Origin of the sequence: Robbsia andropogonis (assembly GCF_034047095.1) — a bacterium.
GTDB classification, from domain to species: Bacteria; Pseudomonadota; Gammaproteobacteria; order Burkholderiales; family Burkholderiaceae; genus Robbsia; species Robbsia andropogonis.
Window position 1 is genome coordinate 3,213,296 of the sequence record NZ_CP139170.1, and the last position, 11,980, is coordinate 3,225,275.

Genomic DNA, 11,980 nt, shown 5'->3' on the forward strand with positions numbered 1-11,980 from the left:
TTGTGCCCTTCACTACGTGGGTTGTCGTCAGTTGCCGCCTGGTCTGCACGTCGGTGGCGTCACGCGTCACGCGTCGCCGGCGTCCGGCACGTCACGGAAGCGCGGGTCGGCCGCGACCTCCTCGGCATGCGCTTCGCGTCCGGCTTCACCTGTGGCGACCAGGTGCTCATAGATCGCGAGCACCAGGCTATCGCAGCCTTCGCCGCTCAGCGCGGAAATCTCGAAGACCGGCCCCTTCCAACCGAAGCGCTTGACGAAATCCTTGACCTGCTTCGCCCGTACGTCCGCTGGTAGCATATCCACCTTGTTCAGTACCAGCCAGCGGGCCTTTTCGTGCAGCGACGCGTCATATTTGCGCAGCTCGTTGACGATTGCCTTCGCCTCCGCCACGGGGTCTGTCGCGGCATCGAACGGTGCGACATCGACGATATGCAGCAACAGGCCCGTACGTTGTAAATGGCGCAAGAACTGGTGCCCCAATCCCGCCCCTTCCGCCGCCCCTTCGATCAGGCCCGGAATGTCGGCGATGACAAAGCTCTTGCCCGGTGCAACGCGGACGACGCCCAGGTTTGGCGCCAACGTCGTGAACGGATAGTCGGCGATTTTCGGCTTGGCGTTCGAGACCGAGGCGATAAACGTCGACTTGCCGGCGTTCGGCATGCCGAGCAACCCCACGTCGGCCAACACCTTCAACTCCAGCTTCACCATCCGCTTCTCACCCACGGCGCCATCCGTCTTTTGCCGTGGCGCCCGGTTCGTACTGGACTTGAAGTGAATGTTGCCCAGTCCGCCCGCACCGCCCTCGGCGATGATGACTTCCTGGTTGTGCTCGGTCAGGTCGGCAATCAGCTCACCGGTGTCGAGATCGGTGATGATCGTACCCACTGGCATGCGCAAATGAATATCTTCGCCGCCTTTGCCGTAGCAATCGGCACCTCGACCGTTTTCACCGCGGCGCGCCTGATGCTTGCGTGCATAGCGATAGTCGATCAGGGTGTTGATGTTGCGATCCGCCACCGCGTACACGCTGCCGCCACGGCCGCCATCCCCGCCATCGGGGCCGCCGAACGGCACGAATTTTTCGCGGCGCATCGACGCACTGCCGTTGCCGCCGTCGCCTGCCAGCACTTCTATCCGTGCTTCATCAATGAATTTCATCGTACCGTTCTCGTCGGTGTGGGCACGCGGGGCGCGCCATGAATGCGGTCACGCTCTTACGTCACGTAAACCCGCCAAATGGCGGCCGTCTAGCGGGTGTTGCCGCCGGACCAGGCCACGCAGTCGGGTGGTCACGCTGGTCACGTCACGTAAAAGCGCGTCATCTAAAATGCGTCATAAAAACGCAGAAGGCCCCGCTCAGCGCGGGGCCTTCGACGCGATGCCAGCGGGTGCGATGTGCGATCACACCCAGGGCATCACGGGGCCGAAGCCCCGCTACGAACTGCTTGCGGAATCAGCGAAATTACGCTGCTGCCGGCAGCACGGTCACGAATTGCTTCTTGCCCGCGCCCTTCACTTGAAACTGCACGTGACCGTCGGTCAACGCGAACAGCGTGTGATCCTTGCCGATACCAACGTTTGCGCCAGCGTTCACGCGCGTGCCGCGTTGACGGACGATGATGCCGCCTGCATTGATTGCCTGGCCGCCGTAGACCTTCACGCCGAGGCGCTTGGATTCCGAATCGCGACCGTTGCGGGATGATCCGCCTGCTTTTTTGTGTGCCATGTTTGAACTCCGAGGCGCTGCGCGCCAGTGACGTCAGAAGTGCCGAACGAGACCGGAAGGATTATCCTTCGATGGCGTCGATACGGATCTGCGTGTAATTCTGACGGTGGCCACCATGCTTCTGGTAGTGCTTCCGACGGCGCATTTTGAAAATCGTCACTTTGTCGTGACGGCCGTGTGCCAAGACAGTTACCTTGACGGAAGCCCCACCGACCAGCGGCGTACCGAACTTAATCGATTCGCCTTCGCCCACTGCGAGCACCTGGTCGAGCGTGATTTCTGCGCCAATGTCTGCCGGTATCTGTTCTACTTTCAATTTTTCGCCGACGACGACTTTATGCTGCTTGCCGCCGGTTTTTATGACCGCGTACATTGATAAACCTCACTCGAGTACTGATGTTTTCCGCGCACAATGCGCGAGAACCAGGAAGTATAAGCAAAAAGACCAGATTGGTCAAATAGTTGCGCAGCATAAGCTGTCGTCGTTGACAGGATCGTGCGTGCGACGCAACACAATATCGTTCGCCGGCACCTGAGGCGTCGAGAGCGGCCGTAACCGACTTCGAGCCTACTTCGTTCTATAATCCGCGCTATCTCGTACTTACGGTGCCGTCCTTGACTGCCGCTTCCCACACCACGACATCGTCCGCCTCCCTGCTCGCGCCCATCGAAGTCGATATGCGTGCCGTAGATCGCGTGGTCCGTGCCAGCCTCGCTTCCGAGGTCGTGCTGATCAACCAGATCTCCGAGTACATCATCGGCGCTGGCGGCAAGCGGCTACGTCCCGCGCTGCTACTGCTGATTGCGGGCGCACTGGGCTACGACGACCCGAAGGGCCATCACCATACGCTAGCCGCGGTGATCGAATTCATTCACACGGCAACGTTGCTGCACGATGACGTCGTCGACGAATCGGATTTGCGACGCGGCAAGAAAACCGCGAATGCGGTATTTGGCAATGCCGCCAGCGTGCTCGTTGGCGACTTCCTGCACTCGCGCTCGTTCCAGATGATGGCCAATGTCGGACTGATGCGGGTTATGGAGATCGTCTCGGAGGCAACGAATATCGTCGCCGAGGGGGAAGTTCTGCAATTGCTGAACATGCATGACCCGGACGTCAACGAAGCACGCTATACCCAGGTCATCCGTTATAAAACCGCACGACTGTTCGAAGCATCGGCGCAACTAGGGGCGGTATTGGCGGGCGCCACCCCGGCATTCGAGGAAGCGGCCACCGAATATGGTCGCCGCATGGGAACGGCGTTCCAGTTGATGGACGATTGGCTCGACTACGCCGGATCGTCCGACGAAATGGGCAAGAATGCCGGCGACGACCTGCGTGAAGGCAAGCCGACGTTGCCATTGATCCATCTAATGGAAAATGGCACCACCGAGGAACGGCAGTTGGCCCGCGACGCGATCGAGCAGGGAGGCACGGACCGCTTCGACACGATTTTCGCCGCCATCCAGCGTAGCGGTGCGCTGGACTACACGCTGCGCTGCGCGCAACGCGAAGCCCAGGCGGCTGCCGACGCCGTCGCCGGCTTCCCGGACACGCCCCACAAGACCGCCCTGATGGCGCTGTGCACCTACTCGACCGGCCGGAACTCTTGAGGCGTCGGGCCGCCGCCGTGCCTGCCGCGACGATTGCCGTGGAAGACGGACGGCGCGGCGACTGAGCGATCCGTTCGCGCACGGGCGTGTGACGCGATTGTCCCGCACCACCATCGCCCCCTCCGGTTTTTCCCCTTGCAGCGCCCTATCACGCAACACTGCATCTGGAGATGCCCGTGTCCCACGCCCCCTCTCAGCAGAAACGACACTGGCTCACCCCGGAGCGGGTGCGGCTGTATGCCTGGGCGTCGCTGGCGGTGACGGGGATCACGATCGGCCGGTTGTATTAGATTGTGTTGAAAAAGTCTGTCGACGTGCGGATTGTTCGGTATTCTGGAGGACATCGATCGACGGGAGTGATTCGTCATGATGGGTCAACTGGGCAGCGAACAGGACAAACTTTTCTACTCGTTCAACCTCGACAATCACGTCCCTCGCGAACACCTGTTGAGAGGCATCGATCACTTCCTAGATTTGAGCGATCTTCGTCAGCATCTCGCGCCGTTCTACAGTCCGATGGGACGGCCATCGATTGATCCGGAGCTCATGATCCGCATGTTGATCGTCGGTTACTGTTTCGGCATTCGGTCAGAGCGCCGCCTGTGCGAAGAGGTGCATCTGAATCTTGCATATCGATGGTTCTGCCGCCTGGGTCTGGAGGACACCGTACCGGAACACTCGACATTCTCCAAGAACCGCCACGGTCGCTTCCGCGATAGCGATGTGCTACGCCATGTGTTCGAGTCGGTAGTGGGTCGATGCATGTCCGAAGGGCTTGTCAAGGGAGAAGGATTCGCGATTGACGCGAGCATCATTAGAGCCGATGCGAGCTCTGTACGCGCTGTTCCGGGTTCTGATCCCATCGACGGGGACTGCGTCAACGGCCAAAGCCGTGCAGTGCGGGAGTATCTGGAAGCATTGGAAAAAGCCAATTCGGCAAACACCGAAGTGGCAGAGAAGGAAGAGACATTGACGCCTCCAAAGAGGCTATCTCTGACGGATCCCGCCGCGAGCTGGACAGCCGCGAAGGGTGGCTTGCCGTTCTTCGCCTACTCGACCAATTATCTGATTGACCTGCAGGCGGGGATCATCGTGGACGTCGAGGCGACGCCCGCGAACCGGACGCACGAAGTGGAATCAACCAGAACGATGATTGACCGTGTTGAGCGGCGGCATGATCTCAAACCTCGACGTCTTGCAGGCGACACCGCGTATGGCTCAGCGGCGATGCTTGCCTGGATGATCCAAGAGAAGGAAATTGCACCACATGTTCCGGTCTGGGATAAAACCGCACGCAAGGACAACACATTGTCCAGCAGCGAGTTCAAATGGGATGAACTGGCCAATGAATATCGCTGCCCCACCGGGCACGCACTACGCAGTGATCGACGCAAGTTCAGAAACCCGCGCTCGCGAGTCACGAAGGCTGACACGATCATCTATAGGGCAAGCCAGTTTGACTGTGAGGGCTGTTCGATGAAGGATCGCTGCTGCCCGAATACACCATTTCGCAAGATCGCCCGCAGCATCCATGAAGCTGCGCGTGACGAAACGAGGCGTATTGCAAAGACCCCTGAATACAACCGATCTTGCCGTGAGCGAAAGAAGGTGGAAATGCTATTCGCCCATCTCAAACGCATCCTGAAACTGGACCGTCTGCGACTGCGAGGTCCGAGCGGTGCCCATGATGAGTTTCTGATGGCAGCAACTGCGCAAAATCTGCGAAGAATGGCCAAGCGGCTCATGCTAGGAAGCCAGCAGATGAACCAGGCAGTCGCATGACGGGCAACGGGCCTCGTTGCCCTGTCCAAGTTCGCCGCTTCGCCAATCCCCACAACTCGAAAACGTACTGCTGACTCCAGCGTTTCAAGACAAAACAAGACTTTTTCAACACAATCATTACTATGCAGCCATCGGTATCGCGGTGCCCAGTGGTTATGATTTCGCCGATTTCTGGAGCGCATCCTGGCTCGCGCTGCATGGACAAGCCATCCAGGCGTACGACTACAAGACACTGCTCAAGGTGGCGGTGACGATCTCGCCGGAACTGTCGGTCATCGGCCCCTGGCTGTATCCGCCCACCTATTTGCTGATGATCTGGCCGCTGGCGTTGCTGCCCTTCCCCGTGTCGTATCTCGCGTTCGAAATCGTTGCGGCGGCGGTGCTCGGCCTGATGCTTCGCCGCCTGCTGCCCATGAATGCAGCACGCTGGCCGATCGCGGCGATCTGCTGTTTCCTGCCGAATCTGCTGCACGGACAAAACGGCACGATGACGGCGTGCCTGGGCCTGGCCGCGCTGCTGCTGCTTGGCGCGAATCGGCAGGTCTGGGCCGGTGTCTGTATCGGACTGTTGTCGGTCAAGCCGCAACTGGCCATTCTGTTTCCCATCGCACTACTGTGTGGACGGATGTGGACCGCATTCGTGTCGGCGGCAGTGACCGCCGCGGTATTTGCCGGCATCGCCATGTGGGTAGTAGGACCGGGCGCATTCGCCGCATTTATCCATGCAAATGGCTTTGCCCGACAGTCGCTCGTCGACGGCACCTTTCCATGGTGGCAGATGACCACGCTCTATGCGACGCTGCGCCTGCTGCACGTGCCCGTGACCGCAGCGCTGGTCGCGCATGCGGCAGTCGCTGTCGCCGCAACGGCCGCCATGGTCTGGATCTGGTTCCGCCAACCGTCGTACGCGATTCGCGCGGCCGCCTTGGTCACGGCAACGCTATTGATCAGCCCCTACCTTTACCTGTATGACGCGGTCTGGCTGGCCATTCCGATTGCCTTCGTCGTGCAGCATGCGCTTCAGCATGGATGGTTGCGTGGCGAACGAGAAATGCTGCTACTGGCGTGGATGCTGCCCGTGGGTGCGGACTCGATTGCACGGCATTACAACGTGGGGTTGGGGCCACTGGTCTGCATTGGCGTGCTGGTGTTTCTGGTCATCCGAACGGCGCGGACCGATGCAAAAATTTTCGGCAAAAAGCTTGCTCATTCTTAAAAAACTTTGCTATAGTTCCACCTCTCGACGCGGCGCGAACCTTTGTGTGGTAATAAAACAAGGCGCGAAATGTCGGAAACGGGGTGTAGCTTAGCCTGGTAGAGCGCTACGTTCGGGACGTAGAGGCCGGAGGTTCGAATCCTCTCACCCCGACCAGAATTTAGTCCTGATCAGTCAGGGCGAAAAAACCGCCAAGTCCGCTCGGCGGTTTTTTTTCGTCTTGGGATATCGAAAAATACCTCAGGTCCGCTTATCGCGTGACGGTCGAAAAAACAGCGCAAGGCGCGTCACGCAATATCGATACGTGGCCGATGACGACCAACAACGGTCCTCTTTGCACCGCACCTGCCAGCGTTCATCGTCACCCTCTCGCCGATCCCTTGGTAACTATTGGCATAGAAGCACCTTCTGCTATAGTCGAAGGCAACTGACCCTTTTCCTTTTTCTCGCAGGCTCACGGCACGCGTGGACACGCTTCCTTTATGGGCGAAGATCGGCATCATCGTTCTTCTGCTGATTCTCTCTGCTTTCTTCTCAATCTCCGAAACCGCGATGATGGCGCTGAACCGCCATCGGTTAAAGTACCTCGCGAGCAAGAATGCCTTCGGTGCCAAACGCACGCAGCGGCTGCTGGCGCAGACCGAGCAACTGCTGAGCCTGATCCTGATCGGCAATAACCTGATCAACGTGATCATCCCAGTGGTGACCACGTCGATCACGCTGGTAATGTTCGGGCATGACAATCTCGTGCTCTCCATCACAACCGGCGTGGTCGCCTTCCTGATCATCGTTTTCTGTGAAATCACGCCGAAGATTGTCGGCGCCAGCTTCCCAGAAAAAATCGCGCTACCGGCCAGTACCGTGCTGGCGCCATTGATGCGCGTCGCACGACCGGTGATATGGCTCGTCAACCTGTTCGCGCTGACGACACTGCGGATGCTACGCATCAACACGCGTGCCGTGCGCGACACGCGGCTCACCACCGAGGAGATTCGCAATATCCTGATTGAATCGGGCGGCTTCATGCCGCTGCAGCACCGCAGCATCCTGATGAATCTGTTCGACCTGGACAATATCGAGATTGGCGACGTCATGGTGCCGCGGCGCCGCATCGCGGGGCTCGACCTCAATCAGGACATGGATCTCATCGTCCGCCAGTTGGTGAACTGCCAGCATAACAAGCTGGTGGTGTTCGATACCGACATCGATCGTATCGTCGGCGTGCTGCATGTGCGCAAGACATTGGCATCGCTGCATACGCGGGAGCTGACGAAGAACACGATTCGCGGCATGCTGGATGAGCCCTACTTCATCCCCGAAGGCACACAGGTCTTCCAACAGTTGCGCTACTTCCAGGAAAACCGAAAACGCATCGGCATCGTCGTCAACGAGTACGGCGAAGTACAGGGCCTGGTCACGCCCGAGGACATCATCGAAGAGCTGACCGGCGAATTCACCACATCGACGCCACGCAGCTCGGCGTCTCGCGGTGGGTGGAGCGCCGCCGGCGACTGCGTGGTGTCGGGCGGGACGCCGTTACGCGAGTTGAATCGAACGTTGGGATTGTCCTTGCCGATCGATGGCCCGAAAACCTTGAATGGCTTGATATTGGAAGTGCTGACGGAAATTCCGGAAGGCAACGTCGCCCTGCGAATTGGCGACTGCTTGGTGGAAGTCGTCCAGATCGACAACCAGGCCATTCGCGCGGTCAAGCTGTTCCGTCCCGCGTCCGTCGCCCCCACAATGTATTAAACAGCCATCGGCCAGACGGAACAACCGGCGGGAAGAAGACCTGTACGGCATGGCAATGCACCGCAAGGCGCGGCGCGTCAGGACACCACACGGTTGCCCCACACCATCCGGTCGACTGTTCAATACGCCGCGGACCGGGCGATCATCGATGCTCCCAAGCCGGAATGCGATGCCGCGATGCTCTACGTACCAACTCACCCAGACGACCGTACCGCGGCCAGCGATGCGCCCGTCGTGCAGTGGCTCGACCGAATACTGGCGGATGCCAGACTGCGCCGTGCGTCGGACCTGCACTTCGAACGTAGCGCCCGTGGGTGGCGACTGAGGCTGCGGATAGACGGCGTTTTACACGACGTCCCCAGCCCGCCGCTGCACTTGCGCGACGCCCTGCTCGCCCGCGTGAAGACATTGGCTGGCCTCGATATCGCTGAACACCGCCGGCCCCAGGACGGTCGCCTCGTCCTCCCGCTCGGCCCTGCGCGCGAGGAGGCGTTTCGCGTCAGTACCCTGCCGACAATACACGGTGAAAAGCTGGTGTTACGCAGGCTCGATGTGTTGCCACCCACCTCCGACATCGGACTGCTGGGCCTCACCGCCGATCAAGTAGCGACGGTCACCGCCGCGTTGTCCGCATCGCACGGCATGATCGTCCTGACCGGACCCACCGGAAGCGGCAAGAGCCTGACGCTGTTCTCGATGCTGCAGACCCTGCTGCACGACGGCATCAATATCTGCACGGTGGAAGACCCGGTGGAGATTCGCCTGCCTGGCGCAAATCAGGTGTCGATCCGGGACAAAGCCGGTCTCGATTTTCCGACGGTGCTGCGCGCCTTGCTGCGTCAGGACCCGGACGTCATCATGATCGGCGAGATCCGCGATACACGGACCGCGGATATCGCGGTCCAGGCAGCGCAAACCGGTCACCTTGTCCTGTCGACCCTTCACACCAATGACGCGCCCTCGACCATTGCGCGGTTGGAAGACCTCGGCGTGGCCCCTTACCGGATCGTCGACACCGTACGACTCGTCGCCGCGCAACGGTTACTGAGACGCCTGTGCGGCATATGCCGGCGCCCCGACCCACGGCATGAGCAGGAATGGGTCGCCGGCAACAATCGGGAGTGCAAGGACTGCAACGGCATTGGCTATCGCGGCCGCATCGGGGCATTCCAGTTGATGCAGCTGAGTGACAGCCTGCGCGCCCATATCGCAGCGGCGCATCGGCATCCGCATCGATATGTCGACGTCCCCGCGCCGCACGCCGGCCACGGCGGACGGGATATTCGCGACGTGCTCCATGCGCTTCCAACGCTGCACGATGCCGCGCTCGCGCACGTGGCCGCGGGACATACGACTCGCGATGAGATGCGTCGTGTGCTTGGCCCCTGTGCGGCCCACCTCCCGCCCTCCCGGGTCGCGCCCATCCCGGAGATCGGCTGATGCACCGGGGCAGACGTGCTTCCACGCGACGCGCGGGGCCGCAGACCCTGGGCGATGCAGGCATCCTCCGGCGCATGACGGGCGTCAAGGCCGTCCGCGTGACGCAAGCACACACGCTGATGCGGCAGCTCGGCGAGCTGTTGACGGCAGGCATCGACATTGTCGAAGCGCTGGATGTCCTATCCGCGAGTACTGCGAACGTTGGCGTTGCAGCATTGGCACTCCGTCTGAAGCGGCAGTTGCTACATGGCAAATCGTTGTCCGATGCGCTGGGGGACCATCCCCGGCTGTTCGATCGCACGAGCGTAATGTTGGTCCGCCAAAGCGAACGCGCCGGCACGCTGGGTACGGCGCTATGCGACGCCGCGAATCTGTGCGAGCGCCAGGCTGCATACCGTATCGCGATCCGCCGCGCCCTAGCCTACCCGATCTTCGTTTGCTGCGTGTCCATCGGCTTGATGACGGGCCTGATGATCTGGAGCGTGCCCGCTTTCGCACAATTGTTTGCCAGCTTCGATGCACCGCTACCGGTGCTGACACAATGGATCATCGCACTGTCCGCGGGCCTGCGTGACGGGCTCGCATCACTACTGCGCGGCGTGGGCCTTGGCGCGGCGATCGGCGTGACGCTGGCGTTGTTGCGCGCAACGCCGGCACTGCGGACGCCGATAGATGCCACCTGCGCACGGTGGCGCGGCAGGGGGCGCCGGGTCCTCTAGACTTGCGCGGATGCCGTGCCGGGCGTGGCCTCCTGGCGCCGCAACGCGCGTTTTGCCGGGTGGGGCATGGCGCTCGCCACGTTGCTCGACGCGGGTATCCCATTGCACGACGCATTGCGGGCGATGGCGGACGGCGATCCAGGTGGCGCACAGGGCACGCAGGCGATGCTGCAACGGTTCCTGGCCGGCAAGATCGCACACGGCGCGACGCTCGCGCAAGCGATGCGAGCGAGCCATGCATTTAACGAAGACGCGCTACGCTTGACCGCGGTCGCCGAACGCACCGGCGCGCTGGCGTCGATGCTAGGTGCCCTCGCGCGACGGCAACGTGCCGCCGTGCATGACCGCATCGAGCAATGTATCCACTGGATCGAGCCGGCAGCGCTGCTGGTGTGTGGCGCGGTGGTCGGCGTTGTTATTCTCGCCTTGTACCTGCCGATTATCAAACTCGGCGAGGTGATATAGGATGGGGCCCGTTCGGATCGAGGATATAGGCATGGATGGCAAGACCTGGAACGCGATGGCAGCCGTCGAGGCGTGGCAAACGTTTGCCTCCTGGCCGTTGCCGCTGCAATGGTTGTTCGTCGGGCTGTTCGGCGTGGTGATCGGCAGTTTTCTGACCGTCGTCATCCATCGCGTTCCGATCATGATGGCGCGCGCGTGGGAAGCAGAGCGCGCATTCGATCTGGTCGGCCCCGCCGCTAGAGTCGACGATGACCTCGTACGCGGGCGCGCCCTCGCGGGCCAAGCCGTCAGTGCACAGGGGGCTTCGGACGTGAACGACGACCAGGCCGGACGCCGGAGCGTGACAACGGATCAACGCTTCGACCTGATACAGCCGCGTTCGCATTGCCCGCATTGCGGCCACACGCTGACCTGGTATGAAAACCTGCCGCTGCTGGGCTATCTGCTTGCGCGCGGCCGATGCCGGGCGTGCGGCACCGGTATCGGTCTCTTCTATCCAACCATCGAAGCCGCGACATTGCTCCTGGCACTGGCGGCGTTCTGGCGTTTCGGCGCGGAGTGGCAGGCACTGGCGGGCTTTGGACTGCTCAGTACGTTGCTCGTCCTGGCGTGCATCGACGCGCGCACGCAGTTCCTGCCCGATGTGATCACCCTGCCGTTGCTCTGGGTGGGCCTGTTGCTGAACCTGCCGATATGGTCGCATGGCTGGCATGCGATGGCGGCGCATGGACCAGCAACCGGACCGGGCGCCTCCGATAACGGATCCGGATTTCTGCTGCCCGATGCGATCGATGCGAATGGCGCGGCGGGCGCGAGCGGTGGAGCCGATTCAGGGATCGGGTCCCTGCTCGCCGATGCCGCTTTTCCCCCACGCATGCATGAAGGGTTATTCTGTCCCCTGTCCGAAGCGGTGATCGGTGCCGCGGTCGGCTATCTGTTCCTTTGGGCCGTGTACTGGGTCTTTCGCCTGGTACGCGGCAAGGAAGGCATCGGATATGGCGACTTCAAGCTGCTGGCCGCGCTGGGCGCCTGGTTTGGCTGGACGGCATTGCCGCAAATCATTCTGGTGGCGGCGTTGAGTGGCAGCGTCATCGGGATGGCCGCACTGGCGCGGGGCCGTGTTGCCCGCGACGAGCCGTTACCGTTCGGACCGTATCTGGCCATCGCCGGTGCCATCACCTTGCTGTTTGGCGATCTGATGACGTCACTGGTCACGCCCTGGGCGATCGGTCTCTGACGACCCGTGCAATGCGTACCCGCGAGCCA

General features: G+C 61.2%; 11 protein-coding genes and 1 tRNA gene. 9 read left to right on the top strand and 3 right to left on the bottom strand.

The window, feature by feature from the left end:
* Positions 1–66: 66 nt before the first annotated feature.
* The 3 genes from cgtA to rplU all read right to left on the bottom strand — a co-directional run bounded on the left by cgtA (position 67) and on the right by rplU (position 2,099).
* A complete protein-coding gene (cgtA, locus tag SJQ66_RS27440) occupies positions 67–1,158 on the bottom strand; it encodes an Obg family GTPase CgtA (protein WP_036007300.1) in 1,092 nt (363 codons plus the stop codon).
* A gap of 304 nt (positions 1,159–1,462) precedes the next feature.
* Positions 1,463–1,726, bottom strand: a complete 264-nt coding sequence (gene rpmA, locus SJQ66_RS27445; RefSeq protein WP_024901857.1) for a 50S ribosomal protein L27 — start codon at positions 1,724–1,726, stop codon at positions 1,463–1,465.
* A 61-nt stretch (positions 1,727–1,787) separates the two neighbouring features.
* Positions 1,788–2,099, bottom strand: a complete 312-nt coding sequence (gene rplU / locus SJQ66_RS27450) for a 50S ribosomal protein L21 (RefSeq protein WP_024901858.1) — start codon at positions 2,097–2,099, stop codon at positions 1,788–1,790.
* Positions 2,100–2,404: 305 nt separating this feature from the next.
* Between rplU and SJQ66_RS27455 the strand changes: the two genes are divergently transcribed.
* From SJQ66_RS27455 to SJQ66_RS27495, 9 genes are all read left to right on the top strand, one after another.
* Positions 2,405–3,340, top strand: a complete 936-nt coding sequence (locus SJQ66_RS27455) for a polyprenyl synthetase family protein (RefSeq protein ID WP_081764753.1) — start codon at positions 2,405–2,407, stop codon at positions 3,338–3,340.
* A 366-nt stretch (positions 3,341–3,706) separates the two neighbouring features.
* Complete coding sequence (locus tag SJQ66_RS27460) at positions 3,707–5,122, top strand: IS1182 family transposase (protein ID WP_320533713.1); 1,416 nt, start codon at positions 3,707–3,709, stop codon at positions 5,120–5,122.
* A gap of 142 nt (positions 5,123–5,264) precedes the next feature.
* Positions 5,265–6,338 (top strand): glycosyltransferase family 87 protein, encoded by a 1,074-nt coding sequence (locus SJQ66_RS27465; RefSeq protein WP_320534789.1) that lies wholly within the window; start codon positions 5,265–5,267, stop codon positions 6,336–6,338.
* Positions 6,339–6,417: 79 nt separating this feature from the next.
* A tRNA-Pro gene (locus SJQ66_RS27470) sits at positions 6,418–6,494 on the top strand.
* A 309-nt stretch (positions 6,495–6,803) separates the two neighbouring features.
* Positions 6,804–8,090, top strand: a complete 1,287-nt coding sequence (locus SJQ66_RS27475) for an HlyC/CorC family transporter (protein WP_024901861.1) — start codon at positions 6,804–6,806, stop codon at positions 8,088–8,090.
* 177 nt (positions 8,091–8,267) lie between these two features.
* On the top strand, positions 8,268–9,530 hold the full coding sequence (locus SJQ66_RS27480) for a GspE/PulE family protein (protein WP_407691578.1): 1,263 nt from the start codon (positions 8,268–8,270) through the stop codon (positions 9,528–9,530).
* A complete protein-coding gene (locus SJQ66_RS27485; RefSeq protein ID WP_320534791.1) occupies positions 9,530–10,249 on the top strand; it encodes a type II secretion system F family protein in 720 nt (239 codons plus the stop codon). Before SJQ66_RS27480 ends, SJQ66_RS27485 begins: the two co-directional genes overlap by 1 nt.
* Before the next feature lie 24 nt (positions 10,250–10,273).
* Complete coding sequence (locus SJQ66_RS27490) at positions 10,274–10,714, top strand: type II secretion system F family protein (protein ID WP_320534792.1); 441 nt, start codon at positions 10,274–10,276, stop codon at positions 10,712–10,714.
* Between the two features lie 31 nt (positions 10,715–10,745).
* Complete coding sequence (locus SJQ66_RS27495) at positions 10,746–11,951, top strand: prepilin peptidase (RefSeq protein WP_162199104.1); 1,206 nt, start codon at positions 10,746–10,748, stop codon at positions 11,949–11,951.
* Positions 11,952–11,980 lie beyond the last annotated feature (29 nt).

Bases quoted from the DNA above. Each gene is read 5' to 3' on its own strand.
- cgtA (WP_036007300.1), bottom strand. From the start codon at position 1,158: ATGAAATTCATTGATGAAGCACGGATAGAAGTGCTGGCAGGCGACGGC.
- rpmA (WP_024901857.1), bottom strand. From the start codon at position 1,726: ATGGCACACAAAAAAGCAGGCGGATCATCCCGCAACGGTCGCGATTCG.
- rplU (WP_024901858.1), bottom strand. From the start codon at position 2,099: ATGTACGCGGTCATAAAAACCGGCGGCAAGCAGCATAAAGTCGTCGTC.
- SJQ66_RS27455 (WP_081764753.1), top strand. From the start codon at position 2,405: ATGCGTGCCGTAGATCGCGTGGTCCGTGCCAGCCTCGCTTCCGAGGTC.
- SJQ66_RS27460 (WP_320533713.1), top strand. From the start codon at position 3,707: ATGATGGGTCAACTGGGCAGCGAACAGGACAAACTTTTCTACTCGTTC.
- SJQ66_RS27480 (WP_407691578.1), top strand. From the start codon at position 8,268: ATGCTCTACGTACCAACTCACCCAGACGACCGTACCGCGGCCAGCGAT.
- SJQ66_RS27485 (WP_320534791.1), top strand. From the start codon at position 9,530: ATGCACCGGGGCAGACGTGCTTCCACGCGACGCGCGGGGCCGCAGACC.
- SJQ66_RS27495 (WP_162199104.1), top strand. From the start codon at position 10,746: ATGGATGGCAAGACCTGGAACGCGATGGCAGCCGTCGAGGCGTGGCAA.